The organism is Klebsiella sp. CN_Kp066 (genome assembly GCF_040065135.1).
Lineage (GTDB): Bacteria > Pseudomonadota > Gammaproteobacteria > Enterobacterales > Enterobacteriaceae > Klebsiella > Klebsiella oxytoca.
Genome location: NZ_JBEAIU010000037.1, coordinates 26,890 through 46,434, shown reverse-complemented (window position 1 = coordinate 46,434; position 19,545 = coordinate 26,890). Strand labels below are relative to the sequence as shown.

The following is a 19,545-nucleotide window of genomic DNA, read 5'->3' as shown; positions in this document are numbered from 1 at the left end:
AAGGCGGTTTTTTGCCATAAGCAACGGATTAGTGCGATTTGTTGTGCTGGGTACAGATTTCAGGAACCGGATCGCAGCCGCTGGTGTCGGCTTTTTTGACTTCTTCCAGCGCACTGGCCACGGTATGGCGAGCTAAAACCTCTAACGAAGCCTGCTCTGCTTCATCGGCGACAGATTTGAAGTACCAGCACGCGTTGGCGCTCACCACGCAGCGGGCAGGGATGTCGGGACGTGACGCCCACAGCTTTTTATCTTCGATGACGGATACGTAGATATCGCGCAGGGTAATCTCTTCCGCCGGGCGACCAAGATGGATAGAGCCGTTGCGGCCAAGCGTTGAGACGATGATACCGTCACGCGTGAGCGGAACCATCAATTTGCGGATAAAGCTCGGATTGGCTTTCAGACCGTAGGCCAGAATCGCACTCGTTGAGCGTTCGCCCGATTGCTCCGCCATCGCTACGCTGAGGACCATCTGCAAAGCTGTCGGGAAGCGGTAATCTAACATTTTCTTGTCCTGGGTTGCGGTGAATCTTGTTCTTTTTGGCACCGCAGAGGTGAGTAATCAATAAACAACAATATACCAAATACGGTATTTTTTTTGAAGTCATCAACGATTGACCTGGCGCGTAAAAAAGAGTTTCCGGTGTACCTGTGCTTTACCGCAAAGTTATGCCAGAGCGCGTAAAAATGTATCGGTGAAGGGCAGGATGATCAGGTTAGGGGAGGGGGCAAGGTTTAACATGAGAGCAAAGATGCCGCAGGTAATAAGCGAAAAACGATTAGTCCCCGGTCGTCCCCTGGCCAGCAAACAGCGCAGCAGTCAGGTAATTTATACGGTTTGAACGCTGACGTATAAAATATTCGATATTGCAAACTTTAAATCTACGCCACTTCTAATACACATCAGTATTCAGTCAATGACTGTAGCAAAAATAAGATTATTCTAGCGAGGCTGGGCACTATTTACCCATCAAGGATATTTCCACCAATAATGCATCTGCATTAATATTCTCATTATTTACAGGTGGTTACGCTTGCCTGCTAATATTTTTGGCGAGAAAAAATGGTTAAAATGGAATCCTCTACTAAAATCAAATTGTTGATTAAATTCATACACTGTTCATTCGTATTAATTTAGATGATTGGCTTTTGTCTATCGCCCGAAATTGCAGCGGTGAATGATAGCTGCTGACGATAATTACTCAGTTCGATATTGCCATAAGTCTGGCAGGTAAACTTCTGCCCTGGACGTTTGTGCATAACGAGTTCGGGGTTAAAAAGTTATTTCAAAGGACAACGTAAATGACGCATATCTACGAATCTACCAATATTAGTAATCAGGAAACAGCCAGACCTTTGCCTGTCGGCGGGGTAAATAGCGCGAGCGCGGTATCATGGGGAGCAATATTTGCAGGCGCAGCCGCAGCGGCTTCGCTGGCGCTGATGCTGCTTATGCTTGGCGCAGGCTTAGGCCTGACGTCCATTTCTCCGTGGGAAAATCACGGTCTTGCAGCAGGTACCGTGGGTATTGTCGCCATTGCCTGGCTGACGTTTACCCAAATTGTGGCGTCAGGAATGGGGGGATATCTGGCCGGGCGTTTGCGTACCAAATGGGTTGATACTCATACCAATGAAATCTATTTTCGCGATACAGCGCATGGTTTTCTGACCTGGGCCGTTGCATTGCTGGTATCGGCTGTGCTTTTGACCACCACTATCAGCTCTCTCATCGGCGGCAGCGCAAAAGTGATTGGTTCCGTTGCCGGGGGCGCGACGGCAACCGCGATGAGTAACGCGGGAGACGAATCTTCCGTGCTGTCGAAGTCATCGATGGAATATTTTACCCGCTCGCTGTTCCGGTCGACCGCTTCCGCTCCGGCAGATAACGGCGGACTTCCGGCTAATACATCAGGCAATGACGCGATGGCAATGAATCAGCCCGTACCGCCAAAGGCCGAATCTCCAGCGCAATTAGCAGAGGTTACGGGTATTTTTGCTAACAGCATTTATACTGGCGCGCTTCCCCAGGAAGATCTGACTTATGTAGCGCAGTTAGTTTCGCAGAATACCGGCATCAGTCAGCAAGAGGCCGAGCAGCGGGTTCAGGCTGTTTATGATAAAGCGCAGGCCAATTTGAAAGAGGCAAAAAATAAAGCACAGCAGGCCGCAGATGCTGCCAGAAAAGCCACGAGCTACGTTACCCTGTGGTCATTTATTTCTCTGTTAATCGGCGCATTCGTTGCCAGCCTGTGTGCAACCTATGGCGGCCGTCAGCGTGACTTATAATTTCTAACACTCATTATTCAGGAGGAACCTATGCGTTCAATATTGCTTTTCTTTCTGGGCGTGCCTATCCCGATCATTATTTTGATCGCGTTATTTGTGCACTAACGATTTTCCGGCTCCGCAGGAATAGTTGTTAAGAATATACTGGCCTTGCGCACATTACCGCTAAAGCATAAATGCCCTTTGAGGGCATTTATGCTTTTTATCAGGCGCTCAGCGGAGCCTGCTGCGCGTCACCTGAATCTCTCCATGATGTTCACTATCAATCACACCCGCAGTGAATTAGCGTTCACGACTTGCCATCATCAGCGCCAGGTCGACGAGGCGATTAGAGAATCCCCATTCGTTGTCGTACCACGCCAGAATTTTGACCATATTGCCGCCAATCACCAGCGTTGACAGACCGTCGATAATCGACGAGCGCGGGTCGCCCCGGTAGTCGCTGGAGACCAGCGGTTCATCGCTATAGCCGAGGATACCTTTCAGTGGCCCCGTCGCGGCGGCTTCGCGAAAGGCATTATTCACCTCTTCGCTTGTCACATCTCGCTCAAGCGTGACGGTCAGGTCGACAATGGATACCACCGGAACGGGGACGCGCAGCGAATATCCCGTCAGGCGGCCCTCCAGCGCAGGAATAACTTTGCCCAGCGCCTTCGCGGCACCGCTGGAGTACGGTACGATCGACAGCGTAGCGGCGCGGGCGCCACGCAGATCTTTTTCCGGCTGGTCGTGCAGCGCCTGGCTGTTGGTATAAGCGTGGGTCGTGTTCATCAGGCCATGCTTGATCCCAAAATGCTGGTGCAGAACCTGGGCGGCAGGCGCCAGACCGTTGGTGGTGCAGCTACCGTTACTGACCACGTAGTGCTTATCCGGGGAGTAGAGGCCATCGTTAACGCCCATCACGATGGTTAAATCATCGTTTTTACCAGGGGCGGAGATAATCACGCGCTTCGCGCCACCGCTGTGGATATGCACCGCCGCCTTGTCGCGCTCGGTGAAGAAGCCTGTGGCTTCAATCACGATATCGACTTCACGCTGACGCCACGGGATATTTGCCGGATCGCGTTCGCTGAACACGGTAATGGGTTTACCATCAACCACAAGCTGCCCCTCGCTGGCGGTGACGTCGGCGTCGAGTTTACCGAGCAGCGAGTCGTATTTCAGTAGATGCGCCAGCGTCTTACTGTCTGTCAGATCGTTAATTGCCACAATCTCAATATCCGGATTGCCCAGTGCAGCACGCAGTACGTTGCGTCCGATACGACCAAAACCGTTAATACCGACCTTAACCATAATCCACTCCTTATTGATTGGCTCTGGAGTCAATGTAGGCCGGGCGTTTGATGGCGTAAATGACAAAAAAGGATCACTTTACGCCATTCTGCGGCTGTGAAACCGTTGGCGATATTCGCCGGGCGTGAGATGAAGCTGTTTTTCAAACAGCCGTCGCAGATTAATGCTACTGCCAAATCCCGTTTGTTCGGCGATACGCTCCAGCGTGTCGCTGGTCTGCTCCAGACGCTGCCGGGCAGCGGCCAGACGAGCTTCCGCGACGTAACGCGCCGGCGAAGCGCCGGTTTCCCGGGTAAACACGCGGGTGAAATTTCGCGGACTCATGGCGACTTTTTCCGCCAGCTTATCCACGCTGAGGTCGGCGGTGAGGTTTTCGAGCAACCATGCCAGCAGATCGTTAATCGGGCCCAGGGTGGTAGTCTGCTGAAGGTTGTAGCGGCTAAACTGCAGCTGGCCTCCGGGGCGACGCAGATACATGACGAAGTCCTGCGCGATATCGCGCGCCAGGCTGAAGCCGTAATCTTCTTCAACCAGCGCCAGCGTAAGATCAAAGCCGGAACTGACCCCGCCAGAGGTCCAGATATGTTCGTCCTGAATATAGAGCGGACCGCCCTCGACGCGGACCAGCGGGAATTCCGCCTGCATGGTTTCCAACAGCTTCCAGTGGGTAGTGGCCCGTCTGCCGTCCAGCAGCCCGGTTTGCGCCAGCAGCATCGCACCGCCGCAAATGGAGGCAATGCGGCGGGCATGGGGAGCGGCAAGGCGCAGCCAGTCAACCACCGCAATCCCTTCCTGCGGGTTTTGACCTCTACCGGTAATGATGATCGTATCGAGGGGCTCGCGAGGGTCTATCTCATGCAGGCGATGATCGGCCAGCAAATTTAAACCGGACTGACCATGGATCACCTGATGCGGTTGAGTCGTCGCCAGCCGTACCTGGTAACAGATCTCACTGGCGCCTTCCGGATGCAGGCGGTTAGCCTGCATCAGAATGTCGGCAATACCGGCGGACTCAAACAGCATGCCGCCATCGGGGACAATAATGAGTATTTTCTTCATGTCCTGAAAAGTAATCTTTTTACAGAATAAGTCAACAGAATGGATGGGGAAGGAGGCAATCTTACTTGCCTGAGAGACGGTATTTTCAGCCAGATGATGGTTGACGTTGCCTGAGCGGCGTCGCCTGCTGAGGTAGATCTGCTGGAAAAGAGGGCAGAATGTCCGCTATTAGCGAGGAGCGGACGTTAACTCATAGATTAAAAGGGGATTCAAATGTCAATAGCGCGACTTTCTGGGATACTTATCGTGTTGCTGACTAAGCCTCTACCTCTAAGGAATGTCATACACATTTGGTGGTCTTAATGGAAATATTCTTCAAATCATATCAGACAGAAGGCTGTTGCTTATGCGGGTCTAGTGGTTCTCTCACCGGAGAGCACAAAATAAAAGCTTCGGCGTTGAGAAAAATTTTTGGAAGTAATGCAATGGTCATTGGAGATTTTGATGATGGCGGCATTCTTCGTACAGCACAAGGTCCTAAGTCTAAGGCTTTCCATTTTTCGGCACGAATGTGCTCTTTATGCAATGGCTCTCGTACACAGCCTGCAGATCAGGAATTTGATCGATTTCACACTTTAGTTTCATCGCTGTTATCAGAAGGTAGGGACCCTTCTGAGGTGTTTAATATGCCACAGTATAATTTGGACTCAGAAGCCTACCTCAATGTGTTTAGATACTTTTCCAAAATTTTATGCTGCCAAATTGCAGAAGCAGGCGGCCCTCGCCCATTAGAGGCTTGCGAATTTGCTATAGGAAAAACGAGTAGGAACATTATCTTTCTACACATTGATGTAGATCCAATCTACCTGACTTATCGAGATACATGCGGAGAACATGGTTTTGCTAGACATGGAGGACTTATTGTCCTGTTTGACTCAAAAACACACAATCCAACATGTTTCCAGACCTTGTTAAGTTTGGGTGCTGTGAGGTATCTTTTTTGGGTTAGATTTGATGCACTTGTTGGAGCTGAGTTACGTACATCCCATCATGAATTTTGGCTCAAATGTAAGGCCGCGTATCAAGAGGCTATAAAAAATCCACTATCGGATGAACAGCGATATCGCTTAGGTATTTAATTAAACTATGTGAAATACGATACTGTTCTGATTTGAAGGTCTGAAGATATCTGGCCCTGCTCCGTACTGGAGCAACGTCCGCTCTTGGCACTCAGCTGACCTTGTGCTTAAACCATGATGGCGCTGGTAGGATAGCTGTGGATGATTGAAAGGTAACAACTAATCCCGTAGCCGTAAATGCGTTGCAATTCCCCATCTAAGGGCAGCACAACGTCCATCAATCAGGTCGAAAACTGAGTAACTCGCGTTGGGTTGTGCATACCTCGGGAAATCATCGACAGTTCCACTTTTCAGAATCGAAAGAACGCCCTGAATGACATGCCCGTGCGACACAATACATATCGTTTGATGATGGCGTTTTTTTCCCAGAGCGTATAAAAAATGCATCATACGCTGAGAGGCATATGAGAGAGACTCGCCTCCGGGCGGACAATACTCGGCATCAAGTTTGAATAACGCTTCTGCAGCATCCGGGCTGTGCTTCAGGAGCTGCGCTGTTGCCATGCCTTCAAATTGACCCAGTGCTTGTTCTTTCAGGGCAGGCTCAGCTATCAGTGAGCAACAAAAGCTTTCAGCCAGGCTCTGTCCCATTTGCCAGGCACGACCAAGCGGAGAAGCGTAGACACATTCTACCCGGTAATCACACGCTGCAAACGCCGCAAGTAAGGCTGATGTCTGGCGTTTCCCCCGGGAGGTCAATGCGCTATCGCTCTGTCCTTGTAGAATCTCTCTCACATTCCACTCGGTTTCCGCGTGTCGAACAAGTATCACTTGCATCATTAAAGGGCCATGTGTGTTATTGATGAAAATGCTAAAGACCAAACCTATCCCTTTAATAGAGTAGAATGTTTCTGCTCTGGATGATAAACAGCAATAAGTGTAGCTGACCAGGATGTTCAGTCTCAGAATTGATGCATTGAACATCGTTAACCTCCACTCCTGGTCCGCAGCAGCTTTCACCACCCTGGACTTAAATTTACCCAGCGATCGCTAACGCATTATCGACTTCAATGGCCAGATAATGGACTTTATGTGATGTTCATCACATAAAAATGATCCTGATTAGAGCTCCAAAATTGTGACTCTCTGCCATACCTCCCATCTAAAAAATCCCTATCATAAACTCGAAGTTGTACATGATTGTCCATGGACAACTCTAAATGTTCAGGTGCGCACCATGAAAACATTAATAAAAAGTTCACAAATTCCGCTTTATCAGCAGGTTGTGGAGTGGATAAGAGAAAGTATCTATAGCGGGGAACTTGTTGAGGATGACCGCATACCTTCAGAGTTTCAAATCATGGATATGCTTGAGGTGAGTCGCGGTACCGTTAAGAAAGCGGTGGACCAACTGGTAAGAGAAGGTGTCCTTGTGCAAGTTCAGGGTAAAGGCACCTTTGTGAAAAAGGAAAATGTTGCTTATCCGCTGGGTGAAGGTTTGCTCTCTTTTGCGGAAGCCCTGGCAAGCCAGAAAATAAACTTCACCACCAGCGTTATTACTTCCCGGCTGGAACCAGCCAATCGTTTCGTGGCTGAAAAGCTCGGAATTCACCCGGGGCAGGATATTCTGTTTCTTGAACGCCTTCGCTCTATTGGTGATGAAAAAGTGATGTTGATTGAAAATCGTATCAACATTGAGCTTTGTCCCGGTATTGTGGATGTGGATTTTACCAGGGAAAATTTATTTCCAACGATTGAGCGATTATCTCAAAAGAAAATAAGTTTCTCTGAAAGTCGTTACGCTGCCAGACTCATTGGTAATGAACGAGGACATTTTCTGGATATTGGTGAAGATGCGCCTGTTTTACATTTAGAACAGTTAGTGTTTTTCTCCAGAGGATTGCCCGTTGAGTTTGGAAACGTCTGGCTAAAAGGCAATAAATATTATCTTGGCACCATATTGCAGCGCCGGGATGCTAACTAGTAAAGAGGGAATTATGCAGGATATTAATTTTCGTCGTCATTACGTGCGACACCTTCCAAAGGAGGTCAGCCAACAGGACATTATCAGGACTCTCGCCAGTCCACTCATTAACGATGGTATGGTCGTGTCTGATTTTGCCGATCACGTTATTGAGCGGGAAAAAAGTTTTCCAACAGGTCTGGCTGTTGAACCTGTGGGTGTCGCTATTCCCCATACCGATCACCAACATGTTCGTCAGAATGCGATCAGTATTGGGATATTAGCAGAATGCGTCAATTTCGAAGATATGGGCGGAGAGCCAGAACCTGTTCCAGTCAGGGTAGTATTCATGCTTGCATTAGGTGAAAGCAACAAGCAGCTCAATATCCTGGGCTGGATTATGGATGTCATCCAGGATGGGGATTTTATGCAGCAGTTGCTGGTCATGAATGATGATGAAATTTATCAATCAATTTACATACGATTATCTGAAAGAGGTGAGTTATGAGTCAAATGATACTGTTTGTTTGTGCAACGGGTGTTGCTACTTCCACAGCCGTGGCAGAAAAGGTAATGGAATATTGTAAAGAGAATGGGCTTGATGTTAATTACTCACAAACTAATGTCGCCTCACTCCCAAATAATACTGATGGTGCAGCTTTAGTGGTATCAACAACAAAAGTGCCTTATGAACTGGATATCCCGGTTGTTAGTGGTCTGCCAATTATTACCGGAATAGGTGAGGATAAAGTACTGGAAAAAATAATTTCAATTCTTAAAGGCCAGGCCTGATTTCATAAATATAAAACAAGATAAATTATCCAGGCGCTAACGCGAGGTCTGGTTACATCTGAATCAAGAGGTCGGATATGAATGATATAGCACACACCCTCTATACCGTTGTGCAATATGTCCTGGGGTTTGGCCCTACGGTTTTATTACCGCTGGTGCTGTTCTTCCTGGCATTGTTCTTTAAGGTAAAACCAGCAAAAGCACTTCGTTCATCGTTAATTGTCGGGATTGGTTTTGTCGGGATTTATGCCATCTTTGACATTCTCACCAGCAATGTGGGTCCGGCTGCGCAGGCAATGGTTGAGCGTACCGGTATCAGTCTTCCAGTGGTCGATTTAGGCTGGCCACCGCTGGCTGCGATTACATGGGGTTCGCCGATCGCTCCCTTTGTTATCCCGCTGACTATGCTCATTAACGTCGCCATGTTGGCTCTGAACAAGACACGCACTGTCGATGTTGACATGTGGAACTACTGGCACTTTGCTCTTGCCGGAACGCTGGTTTACTACAGCACGGGGAGTTTTGTGTTAGGGCTCTCTGCCGCTGCTATTGCTGCGATAGTCGTGCTCAAAGTTGCGGACTGGTCAGCGCCATTAGTCGCTAAGTACTTTGGTCTGGAAGGCATTTCGCTTCCCACTCTGTCATCTGTCGTCTTCTTCCCGATTGGGCTATTGTTTGACAAAATTATCGACAAAATCCCTGGTCTTAACCGTATTCATATCGATCCGGAAAGTGTGCAGAAAAGGCTCGGAATCTTTGGTGAACCGATGATGGTGGGGACAATTCTGGGTATCTTGCTGGGTATTATTGCCGGTTACGATTTTAAACATATCCTGCTGCTGGGTATCAGCATTGGTGGCGTTATGTTTATTCTCCCGCGCATGGTCCGTATCTTGATGGAAGGTTTATTACCGCTGTCAGAGGCTATCAAGAAATATCTGAATGCAAAATACCCCGGTCGCGATGATCTCTTTATCGGTCTGGATATCGCAGTAGCAGTCGGTAATCCAGCTATTATCTCCACGGCCCTGATCCTGACCCCCATCTCTGTCTTTATTGCATTTCTCCTTCCCGGCAATAAAGTCTTGCCGCTTGGCGATCTGGCAAATCTGGCTGTCATGGCTTCAATGATTGTCCTGGCTTGTCGAGGTAATATTTTCCGGGCAGTGATTACCGCGATTCCGGTGATCATCGCCGACCTGTGGATTGCGACTAAAATTGCGCCATTTATTACCGGTATGGCTAAAGACGTTAATTTCAAAATGGCCGAAGGCTCAAGTGGTCAGGTATCAAGCTTCCTGGATGGTGGCAACCCTTTCCGTTACTGGCTGCTTGAGATATTTAACGGAAATATGATTGCTATTGGGCTGGTCCCGGTAATTGCTCTGATTATTTACGCTATCTTTCGTCTGACAAAAGGAACTGTCTATGCCTGATTACCGCGCCGCGCTTGTCATCGATATTGGCACAACTAACTGCAAAGTCAGCTGTTATTCCTGTCATGACGCGTCAGTTTTGGATGTCCGCAAATTTCCTACACCTACCAGGGCGTCGGAGAAAGGCGGGGTAGATTTCGATATCGAAGCGCTGTGGCAGGCCCTGCGGCAGGTAATGGCTGAACTGGTAGCTTCTGCACCTTTACCGGTGAAAGATATCAGTATTGCGAGTTTCGGTGAGTCTGGTGTTTTCGTTGATGAGCACGGTGACATTCTTACCCCGATGCTGGCCTGGTACGATCGTCGTGGTGAATCTTATCTGTCTTCGTTAAGCAAATCAGAGGCTGAAGAGCTGTACGCTATTACAGGACTTCCGCCTCACAGCAATTATTCAGCCTTCAAAATGAAATGGTTGCTTGATAACTACTCATTACATGAACGAAGAGATATTTGCTGGTTACATGCACCTGAAGTACTGCTGTGGAGAATGACGGGTGAGAAAAAGACGGAAGTCTCAATGGCTAGCAGAACGTTGTGCCTGGATGTCAGTCGACAGACCTGGTCTCGTAAAGCTGCCGGGATCCTCGGTATACCATTTGATGCGCTGGCACCATTGATAAAGCCGGGTGAAGTCGCGGGTTGGATGACCGCCACGCTCAGACAAGAGCTTGGGTTCTCTCATGAAGTCAAAATCACGATTGCGGGACACGATCATATGGTCGGAGCCCGGGCATTCCAGATGCAACCCGGTGAGGTGTTGAATTCAACCGGGACGACAGAGGGTATTTTGCTGCTGGATACTCAGCCAACACTCAGTGACCAGTCACGGAGGGATAAACTGGCAAACGGCTGTTATTCCGATGCTGAATTTTTCACGCTTTTTGCATCACTTCCTGTTGGCGGTTATGCGCTTGAATGGGTGAGAAAAACGTTTCGTTTGACGGATGAGGAAATTCAAACAGGTCTGGAAAAAGCACGCGAGCGCTATGTCCAGCCTTCCTGGTCTGCCGAAGACATTCCCGTGTTCATTCCTCATTTGCGGGGGTCTGGTTCGCCAAATAAAAATCGGCACACGCGCGGTCTGATTTTTGGTCTGACGGATTCACTTTCGCCAGCGACTCTGCTTGAGAGTGTCTTTATCGGTCTGACGATGGAGTTTTCTCTCTGTTATGAGTGCTTTAACATCCAGGCTGGCAGGAGTGTAAAAGTAATAGGCCCTGCGGTGAGAAACCCGTACTGGCTCCAGTTGAAGGCTGACATCCTTCAATGCCCCATTGAGGCCATTGCTTTTGATGAAGCCGTATCCGTTGGGGCATTATTGATAGCCTGCCCGGAGATTGACCCTCCCTCTGTTCCTGTGGCCGGGCGCTATATTCCTGACGTAATACGGTCGGAGAAGTTGCAAAAATATCAGCAGCAATGGCTAGCCTTTTACCGATTTAAATTAATGCAGGAAGGAGTATTTATTGGTGAGGAGGGTAATAGCTCAGTAGTTCGATAATTTCTTTACACTTTCAATATATATATCTGGAGTTAATATGCCTTTAGTTAATGGTAGGATCCTGCTCAATTGCATTCAGGAAAAGCATGTGCTGGCTGGTGCATTTAATACAACAAACCTGGAGACGACAATTTCTATTCTTAATGCAATAGAACGCTCGGGGTTACCTAATTTTATTCAGATTGCGCCAACTAATGCGCAGCTTTCCGGTTACGATTACATTTACGAAATTGTTAAACGGTATGCTGACAAAATGGATGTCCCGGTGAGCCTGCATCTGGACCATGGTAAAACCCTGGCAGATGTTAAGCAGGCGGTAAGAGCCGGGTTTACCTCAGTAATGATTGATGGCGCGGCTTTACCGTTTGAAGAAAATATTGCTTTTACAAGAGAGGCGGTTGATTTCTGTAAATCATTTGGCGTACCCGTTGAAGCGGAACTTGGCGCTATTCTGGGTAAAGAAGACGATCACGTTAGCGAGGCTGACTGCAAAACCGAACCCGAGAAAGTCCAGCGCTTCGTTGAAGAAACAGGGTGTGACATGCTGGCAGTGTCAATCGGCAATGTCCACGGACTGGAAGATATCCCACGCATCGATATCCCGCTACTGCAACGCATTGCTTCCGTTTGCCCGGTCCCCCTGGTTATCCACGGCGGCTCTGGTATTGATGAAGAGATTCTTCGTAGCTTTGTTAATTATAAAGTGGCAAAGGTTAATATTGCGAGTGATTTGCGCAAAGCATTTATTACTACAGTCGGAAAAGCCTGGGTGAACAATAATAACGAGGCTAATCTTGCTCGCGTAATGGCAAATGCAAAACAGGCGGTTGAAGATGATGTGTATTCTAAAATTCAGATGATGAATAAACTTCATCCTGCATTTCGCAAAGCGTGTTAAGGATCGGACATGATTAGACAAAAAGTACGCGTCATGAACAGTACCGGATTACATGCCCGACCCGCCGCAAGCCTGGCCCGGATCGTCAAAAAATACCAGTCTTCATTGATACTGGTTAATAATGACAAAGAAATCCCCATTAAAGGAATGATGAGCATTCTGGGTGCCGGTGTAAAAGGAAATACGATGATTGATCTCATTTGTGATGGACAGGATGAACTGGCCTTTATGGATGAATTAAAATCTGCCTTTGCTGCTGGTTTTGGTGAGTCCGAATAGTGTCATTCCCTTAAGAGACGCGTGGAGTTGTGACGACTTGATGCGCCTCTTATGATCTTTTGAATCACAATCACTTAACTTATTGAATGCAGGCTTTTTTCATTAATAGAATCGACCTTCTTACTCTCTTAATGTCTCTCCACAGCGTTTAGCTTTCAGAGTATAAACTTCGGCTTCTGGCACCAGGCCGCCCACCAGCATCCATGAACTCCCGCGTTATGGTTGTGCGGGTAAAATGTATTCTTAATGTGCTGTACTATATGTTCGGGAAAAGGGCAAAGAGGATGCAATAAGATGCTGGCTTATATCACTATAGGTACAAATAACTTTCAGCGCTCCGTGGACTTTTATGACGCTATTTTTAAGGTTCTTGGCTACTCGCGATTGCCTGCCTGGACAGAAAGCTGGGCAATGTGGGGAGATGAAAATAATCCGGATGAAGTATTCAACTTCTGCATCTGTCCTCCTTTTGACCGCCATCCCGCAACGGCGGGAAACGGGACAATGTTCGCATTTCATGCAGACAATGCTGACATTGTCAGACGATTCCATGCAGCAGGTCTCCTTGCGGGAGGGGAGAGTGAAGGCGAGCCAGGTACACGCCCCGCATACGGACCCGACTTTTATGTTGCTTATCTGCGCGATCCTGACGGGCATAAGCTGGCATGCGTTTGTCAGCGCTATTCTCCTGAAGCCGATAAGTTCGTAAATGAACCTTAGGGACTTCACTTAACCCATTTAACGGTTTGAGCATTGATAAAGCCTGGCGATGAAATACGGCGTTTGCGGCGAACTCGCTCAATATCGTTTACGGCTGCCACCGTTCGCCCCGGCCCTTAGCCGCCCGGGCTAATTCACTCCCGCATTAAAGCTGCCGGGCTGATTATGGTGCCGTCCCTTAATGAGCTCAGGAGAGCGGAGCGGCAGGGCATTCTTCTGAATAAGCTGAGAACGGCGATAGCCCCAGACCCTGGTTTTATCGCCGTTTAGCGTCTAAGCCACCTTACTCCTTCTTCTCGCCAAGCGTCGGCGTCTCGTCAAAGAAGTTCCACGGTTTCAGCAGCGCATGCGCCCACTCGGTCGGCATAATCGGCCACTCCTCAGCGCGGGCAACGTGGGTGGTACCGGTGGTGATCCACACGACATCATCGTGGTTGTCCAGGGATTCATCATCTTTCGCGTACTGGCCGAGGCCGGTGTCGTGAATTGAACGGTTAGGGTACTTACCTTCCGGGAAGCGTTCGGTCGGATGATAGCGGGTGACCCACAACTGTTTATCCATAAAGCTCAGGCGATGGTAAATCCACTCATCAGGGGCAAATTTTGCCCCGGTAGCGACCGGATGCGTGCCGCCCGCGTAAGGGATAATCTGATATGACACCGGATTACCCATCCGGTTTTCCCTGGTGGTATTGCTTAGCAGACGGATGGTGCCCGGGTCAAATTTCTGCGCCGCTTTCTGCTCGCTATCAATCGTGTACTGATTGATCTGCATGGTGCTGCTGCGCGGGCCGCCGGCGGTATTCGGCTTCACTTCCGGGTCCATGGCCACCAGCGTGTTGTTCTCTCCGTCAACGTCAAGATCGAGGCGGAAGTTATAAATATGCTGGTGGGTGGTGCCGACAATATTATGGTCAATCAGCGTGCCGTAGCGGGTGTCCTCTTTGGCGCTCGGGTCATGCATGGTCTTCGCTTTCACGCCTTTAACCGCTTCGATGCCGGTCGCTCCGGCGTCAATGCCGATAGTGCCGTTTTCGTGGAATACCCAGTCAAAGATATAGTCGTAGTTGCCGACGGTACTGATCCAGCGCACCACCAGTTCGCGGCGCTCGGTACTGACGTTCGGCTTGCCCATCTCCTGATGTTTATACTCCGGCCCGGCGTAGCGTTCGAAAATAGCGATCGCGCGCGGAATGGTAGTGGGTGTGCCGGTATAGTCGGCGATGGTTTCATCCAGCAGGACCGCGTTGGACGGCGCGTCTTTACCGCGGACGATAGGTGAGGTCAGGGTGCCCATGCCGTAGTCGCCGGAATCGAGATAGGCCTTAAAGTACCAGCCCACGTCCGGGTCGCCGTAGGGCACGATCATTCCACCGAGCGATCCTTCGTACATCACCTGACGTTTCTTGCCGTTATCGTTATATGTCACGGTGGAGAGAATCGGCCCAACGCGGGAGTTCATGCGCAGGTGGAAATCCCAGTTTTGCCAGTGGATCACATCGCCGGTAATGGTGTAGTTTTTGCCTTCCGGCTCGATGATATCGAGGGGTTTAACCTTCGGTGCCACGCGGTCGCGCCCGTCATAGGGGCGGGCTGCCATCGGTACCGGGATCGTCGGACCTTCTTCAATTTTAATAATCTTCTTCTGTTCGAGGTCGACTACCGCGACCAGATTTTCAATCGGATGCGCCCAGTAGTTACCGTCGCCAACGTCAAGATAGCTCACCACTTTCAGCAGCCGCGCATCCTGCTTGAGGCCATCTTTGCCGTCGAAATAGCCGACGGTTAACGGCGTGGTGACCACCTTGCTTGGGTCATCGATGCCGCGTTTTTTCAACACTTCGGCAAATTCGCTGCTGGCATTGATGATGTTCTGCACGCTGGCGAAATCGTCCAGCAGTACCATGCCGTGGGCCTCTTTAATCGGCGTCCATGAGAGGACCTTCTTATTCCGGAGATCGACTACGGCTTCAATGATGTGCTTGCCATCGAGCATAATCACGTCGGCAGCGCGAGGGGCGTCGACCTGTGTGCCCTGAAGAGCAAAGGCCCAGACGGCGGCTTTATCGGGCTCGCGCAGGGAGACTTCGCTAAAGCGAGTATTAGGTTTGAAATCCGCCGCGGCTTTAACGATAGCGACCGCTGCGCTGATTTCCGCCGCTGACAGCGAATTCAGCGGATGCGGGCGTTTTTCCACCTGAAAGGTCTGATCGAGACCGGACTGGAAGACATCGTTGATGAAGGCGTCAGAAACCCACGCTTTACCCTCTTTGATCACCACCGGCACCTGCAAATCGAGGGTTTTGCCGTTGACGATGGCCGTTTTCGCCCCCGGTTTAACCTTCACGTAAGCGCCGTCTTTGATCAGGGTATACATCTGCGCGTAGTCATCCCACTGAACGTCTGCGCCGAAATCCTGCAGGGTTTTATCCATCGGGACCATATGGGCTTCGCCGCCGTGGGAGAACGCCGGGCCTTGCCAGGCGCAAAACAGGGCGACAGCCAGCGCCAGAGCCGTTTTGCGGGGAGAAAGAATCGCCATTGAGACCTCACCTTATTGTTGTGTTGTGCAGTGCCGCTGCGAATGTCGGCTTGTCTATCGTTAACCTAACAGCGGTCAGCGCCGGGGCGTTTGCCTGCTTTTGCCAGGTTGTTTGTCAGTTTTGCCAGTTACAAAAAATGCCTCCGCAGAGGCATGAAGATGGCGATAAAGATGGGCGAATTTCTAATATTTACTCCGCAAAATCCCCCAGCTGGCGGGCCACCAGGGTCAGGATGGAGTAGAGCGCGACCGCCTGCTGGTGCTGGTTAAAAATCTCTACCGCCCACTCGACGACGCCGGTCGCTTTCTCCTCCGCGCTGCGCTGACGTTTCACCGTTTTGCGTTTGCAGGTCAGGCGTACCTGGATGGTATCCCCCGGCTTCACCGGCTCGATGAAGCGCAGATTCTCCATCCCGTAGTTGGCGATCACCGGGCTGACCCCGGCGTCAACAAACAGCCCGGCAGCGGCGGAAATCAGGAAGTAGCCGTGCACCACGCGTTCGCCGAAAATCGACTCCGCCGCGGCAATCTTATCCATATGGGCGTAAAAGTGATCGCCGCTCAGGCAGGCGAAGTTGACGATATCCGCCTCGGACAGCGTGCGGCGCGGAGTCAACAGGCTGTCGCCCGGCTGGATCTCCTCGAAATATTTGCGGAACGGGTGAATGCGGTCTTCCACCACCTGCGCGCCGCGCACCCACTGCTGGCCGATGGCGGCGAGCATCGTCGGGCTACCCTGAATCGCGGTGCGCTGCATATAGTGCTTCACCGCCCGCAGGCCGCCCAGCTCTTCACCGCCGCCGGCGCGCCCCGGACCGCCGTGTACCAGCTGCGGCAGCGGGGAGCCGTGGCCGGTGGACTCTGCGGAAGACTCTTCGTTCAGTACCTGAATACGCCCGTGGGCGCGGGCGGCGCCGAGAATAAACGCGCGCGCCAGTTTTCCGCTGGCGGTGACCAGCGTGCCTGCCAGGCTACCTTCACCGGCCCGCGCCAGGGCCATCGCATGCTCGACGCTCTGATAGGGCATCAGAGTAGCCACGGGGCCGAACGCTTCAATGGCGTGTACCGCCGGGGTCTCATCCGGCTGCGGGCAGAACAGCAGCGTCGGCGGGAAGAATGCGCCCGCGGCGTTGAGATCCGCGCGACCACCCAGCAACACTTCACATCCCGCTTCGATCAGACGGTTTACATTATCCTGTACGTCCTGACGCTGTTCGTGGTTGACCAACGCGCCCATCTTAACGCCTTCCTGCGCCGGGTCACCGAACGCCACTTTTTGCAGGCGCGCAACCAGCGCGTCGCTCACCGCTTTAACCTGTGCCTGCGGCACGATAATACGGCGGATGGCGGTGCACTTTTGCCCGGCCTTCGCCGTCATTTCTCGTACCACTTCGCGAATGAACAGCGCGAACTCCGGCTGCTCCGGCGTGACGTCGTCACCGAGTACGCAACAGTTTAGCGAATCCGCTTCCATGGTGAAGGGAATGGACTTCGCGACCAGGTTGGGATGCACCCGCAGCTGCTGTCCGGTATGGGCCGAGCCGGTAAAGGTGACAACATCCTGGCTATCGAGATGGTCGAGCAGATCGCCCGCGCCACCGCAGATCAGGCTGATTGCGCCCACCGGCACCAGTCCGCTATCGACAATCATTTTAACCATCGCCTGAGTCAGCTGCGCGGTAGCGGTAGCCGGTTTGATGATGGCGGGCATCCCGGCAAGCCAGGTGGGCGCCAGCTTTTCCAGCATGCCCCAGCAGGGAAAGTTAAAAGCGTTGATATGCACTGCCACGCCGGACTTCGAGGTCAGCACGTGGCGGGCGGCGAAGCCTCCCTGTTTTGATAGCGGAATCAGCTCATCTTCCGGCCACAGGGTATCGTCCGGCAGCTCGCGGCTGCCAAGGCTGGCGTAGGTGAAAAGGGTGCCAATGCCCCCTTCGATATCCACCCAGCTGTCGGCACGGGTAGCGCCGGTTTCGGCAGAGATTGTATACAACGCCGCCTTCTGCTCCAGCAAATATCTGGCGACCGCCTTCAGCATTGCGCTGCGCTCAATAAAGGTCATCGCCTCCAGCGCTTTGCCGCCGCGCTCAATCGCGAAGCGTCGCGCCTGCGCCATATCCAGACCCTCGCTGGTGACTTCCCATAGCGCTTCGCCGCTGATGGCGTGATGGATAGTGCGCGCGTGGCCCCGGCCGGTCTGCCACGTGCCGGACAAGTAGCTGGCTAACTGCTGCATGTTTCATCTCCAGATGTGTTACGTGAAATATCTATAAATAGTTCTTTGGTGAATCATAAAAAGCAAGCCTGTATTTAATAATTTATTAACATTGTGATCGGTGGCGATCTGCGTTTAGCACTTAATCTATTGTTATTTATGGGGTTTACAAATGCTTTTGCGGTAGCTATCACAAAAAGAACAAACAAAATTTGTGGTTTTATTTAACCTGAATGTAACTTTTATAAAACAAAGTGATTCGAAAATTATTTATAGTCGAATTTATTGGAATCATAAAAGGTGATGACGTGACAGAAGAACAACGCTTTGACCAGCGCATCGCGCAGGAGACGGCCATCGAACCGCAGGACTGGATGCCGGAAGCCTACCGCAAAACGCTGATCCGCCAGATTGGTCAGCACGCGCATTCGGAAATCGTCGGCATGCTGCCGGAGGGCAACTGGATAACTCGCGCGCCAACCCTGCGCCGCAAAGCGATTCTGCTGGCGAAAGTGCAGGATGAAGCCGGGCACGGTCTGTATCTCTACAGCGCCGCGGAAACCCTCGGCTGCGCCCGCGAAGATCTGTATCAGAAGATGCTCGACGGCAAGATGAAGTACTCCTCCATCTTCAACTACCCGACCCTGAGCTGGGCGGACATCGGCGTAATCGGCTGGCTGGTGGACGGCGCGGCCATCGTCAATCAGGTGGCGCTGTGCCGTACCTCCTACGGACCCTATGCCCGGGCGATGGTCAAGATCTGCAAAGAGGAGAGCTTTCATCAGCGCCAGGGATTCGAAGCCTGCATGGCGCTGGCGCAGGGTAGCGACGCGCAGCGGCAGATGCTGCAGGACGCCATCAACCGTTTCTGGTGGCCGGCGCTGATGATGTTCGGTCCGAACGACGATAACTCGCCAAACAGCGCCCGCAGCATGGCGTGGAAAATCAAGCGTCACTCCAACGATGAGCTGCGCCAGCGCTTTGTCGATAACACCATTCCGCAGGTGGAAATCCTCGGCATGACCGTACCCGACCCGGATTTACAGCGGGATGAAGCCACCGGCCACTACCGCTTTGGCGCCATCGACTGGCAGGAATTTAACGAGGTCATTGCCGGACGCGGGATCTGCAACCACGAACGTCTGGCCGCTAAACGCAAGGCGTGGGAAGAGGGCGCATGGGTGCGGGAAGCCGCGCTGGCGCATGCGCAAAAACAGCAGGCTCGCGACGCCGCATAAGGAGAAGAAAGATGAGCAATAACTATTGGCCTTTATATGAAGTGTTCGTTCGCAGCAAACAGGGACTGTCACACCGCCACGTCGGCAGTCTGCACGCCGCCGATGACCAGATGGCGCTGGAAAACGCCCGCGATGCCTATACCCGCCGCAGCGAAGGCTGTTCGATTTGGGTGGTGAAGGCCAGCGAAATCGTTGCCTCGCAGCCTGAAGAGCGCGGTGAATTTTTCGATCCGGCGGAGAGCAAAGTCTATCGCCATCCCACCTTCTACACCGTGCCCGACGGCATGGAACATATGTGAGG

At 51.3% G+C, this 19,545-nt stretch carries 18 protein-coding genes; 12 read left to right on the top strand and 6 right to left on the bottom strand.

Features of this window, described 5'->3' with window-relative positions:
- Window positions 1–28: 28 nt before the first annotated feature.
- Complete coding sequence (locus ABLV75_RS14360) at window positions 29–508, bottom strand: Rrf2 family transcriptional regulator (protein ID WP_004101646.1); 480 nt, start codon at window positions 506–508, stop codon at window positions 29–31.
- 797 nt (window positions 509–1,305) lie between these two features.
- On the opposite strand from ABLV75_RS14360, the gene ABLV75_RS14355 reads away from it, so the two are divergent.
- Window positions 1,306–2,289: a hypothetical protein gene (locus tag ABLV75_RS14355; protein WP_004101647.1), complete on the top strand. Its 984-nt coding sequence runs from the start codon at window positions 1,306–1,308 to the stop codon at window positions 2,287–2,289.
- 282 nt (window positions 2,290–2,571) lie between these two features.
- Here ABLV75_RS14355 and gap read toward each other — a convergent pair whose 3' ends face one another.
- Entirely contained in the window at window positions 2,572–3,582 is a 1,011-nt protein-coding gene (gene gap / locus ABLV75_RS14350) for a type I glyceraldehyde-3-phosphate dehydrogenase (protein WP_004101649.1), read from the bottom strand.
- A 78-nt stretch (window positions 3,583–3,660) separates the two neighbouring features.
- Complete coding sequence (locus ABLV75_RS14345; RefSeq protein WP_004101651.1) at window positions 3,661–4,641, bottom strand: helix-turn-helix domain-containing protein; 981 nt, start codon at window positions 4,639–4,641, stop codon at window positions 3,661–3,663.
- A gap of 302 nt (window positions 4,642–4,943) precedes the next feature.
- Between ABLV75_RS14345 and ABLV75_RS14340 the strand changes: the two genes are divergently transcribed.
- Window positions 4,944–5,720 (top strand): hypothetical protein, encoded by a 777-nt coding sequence (locus ABLV75_RS14340; protein WP_071787143.1) that lies wholly within the window; start codon window positions 4,944–4,946, stop codon window positions 5,718–5,720.
- 159 nt (window positions 5,721–5,879) lie between these two features.
- Here ABLV75_RS14340 and ABLV75_RS14335 read toward each other — a convergent pair whose 3' ends face one another.
- Window positions 5,880–6,500: a histidine phosphatase family protein gene (locus ABLV75_RS14335; RefSeq protein WP_032704843.1), complete on the bottom strand. Its 621-nt coding sequence runs from the start codon at window positions 6,498–6,500 to the stop codon at window positions 5,880–5,882.
- 397 nt (window positions 6,501–6,897) lie between these two features.
- Between ABLV75_RS14335 and ABLV75_RS14330 the strand changes: the two genes are divergently transcribed.
- The 8 genes from ABLV75_RS14330 to ABLV75_RS14295 all read left to right on the top strand — a co-directional run bounded on the left by ABLV75_RS14330 (window position 6,898) and on the right by ABLV75_RS14295 (window position 13,249).
- Window positions 6,898–7,644, top strand: a complete 747-nt coding sequence (locus tag ABLV75_RS14330) for a GntR family transcriptional regulator (RefSeq protein ID WP_004101657.1) — start codon at window positions 6,898–6,900, stop codon at window positions 7,642–7,644.
- A 13-nt stretch (window positions 7,645–7,657) separates the two neighbouring features.
- Window positions 7,658–8,131: a PTS sugar transporter subunit IIA gene (locus tag ABLV75_RS14325; protein ID WP_004101659.1), complete on the top strand. Its 474-nt coding sequence runs from the start codon at window positions 7,658–7,660 to the stop codon at window positions 8,129–8,131.
- Entirely contained in the window at window positions 8,128–8,415 is a 288-nt protein-coding gene (locus ABLV75_RS14320) for a PTS sugar transporter subunit IIB (RefSeq protein WP_004101661.1), read from the top strand. The genes ABLV75_RS14325 and ABLV75_RS14320 overlap by 4 nt, the downstream gene beginning before the upstream one ends.
- A 77-nt stretch (window positions 8,416–8,492) precedes the next feature.
- The gene (locus ABLV75_RS14315) at window positions 8,493–9,851 is read left to right on the top strand and encodes a PTS galactitol transporter subunit IIC (protein WP_004101663.1); all 1,359 of its coding nucleotides are present in this window, start codon (window positions 8,493–8,495) and stop codon (window positions 9,849–9,851) included.
- Window positions 9,844–11,352, top strand: a complete 1,509-nt coding sequence (locus ABLV75_RS14310) for an FGGY-family carbohydrate kinase (RefSeq protein WP_004101666.1) — start codon at window positions 9,844–9,846, stop codon at window positions 11,350–11,352. The genes ABLV75_RS14315 and ABLV75_RS14310 overlap by 8 nt, the downstream gene beginning before the upstream one ends.
- A 37-nt stretch (window positions 11,353–11,389) precedes the next feature.
- A complete protein-coding gene (locus tag ABLV75_RS14305) occupies window positions 11,390–12,250 on the top strand; it encodes a class II aldolase (protein ID WP_004101668.1) in 861 nt (286 codons plus the stop codon).
- A 9-nt stretch (window positions 12,251–12,259) separates the two neighbouring features.
- The gene (locus ABLV75_RS14300; protein ID WP_004101670.1) at window positions 12,260–12,529 is read left to right on the top strand and encodes an HPr family phosphocarrier protein; all 270 of its coding nucleotides are present in this window, start codon (window positions 12,260–12,262) and stop codon (window positions 12,527–12,529) included.
- A gap of 294 nt (window positions 12,530–12,823) precedes the next feature.
- On the top strand, window positions 12,824–13,249 hold the full coding sequence (locus tag ABLV75_RS14295) for a VOC family protein (RefSeq protein ID WP_004101672.1): 426 nt from the start codon (window positions 12,824–12,826) through the stop codon (window positions 13,247–13,249).
- Window positions 13,250–13,532: 283 nt separating this feature from the next.
- Here the strand turns inward: ABLV75_RS14295 and tynA are convergent, their stop codons facing one another.
- Together tynA and paaZ are read right to left on the bottom strand one after the other, a co-directional pair.
- Window positions 13,533–15,791 (bottom strand): primary-amine oxidase, encoded by a 2,259-nt coding sequence (tynA, locus tag ABLV75_RS14290; protein ID WP_348855003.1) that lies wholly within the window; start codon window positions 15,789–15,791, stop codon window positions 13,533–13,535.
- Window positions 15,792–15,981: 190 nt separating this feature from the next.
- Window positions 15,982–18,027, bottom strand: coding sequence for a phenylacetic acid degradation bifunctional protein PaaZ (paaZ, locus tag ABLV75_RS14285; protein ID WP_265815940.1), 2,046 nt, complete (start codon window positions 18,025–18,027; stop codon window positions 15,982–15,984).
- Between the two features lie 287 nt (window positions 18,028–18,314).
- Here paaZ and paaA point away from each other — a divergent pair, with 287 nt between their 5' ends.
- Window positions 18,315–19,244: a 1,2-phenylacetyl-CoA epoxidase subunit PaaA gene (paaA, locus tag ABLV75_RS14280; RefSeq protein WP_004101678.1), complete on the top strand. Its 930-nt coding sequence runs from the start codon at window positions 18,315–18,317 to the stop codon at window positions 19,242–19,244.
- Window positions 19,245–19,255: 11 nt separating this feature from the next.
- On the top strand, window positions 19,256–19,543 hold the full coding sequence (gene paaB / locus ABLV75_RS14275) for a 1,2-phenylacetyl-CoA epoxidase subunit PaaB (RefSeq protein WP_004101679.1): 288 nt from the start codon (window positions 19,256–19,258) through the stop codon (window positions 19,541–19,543).
- Window positions 19,544–19,545: the final 2 nt, after the last annotated feature.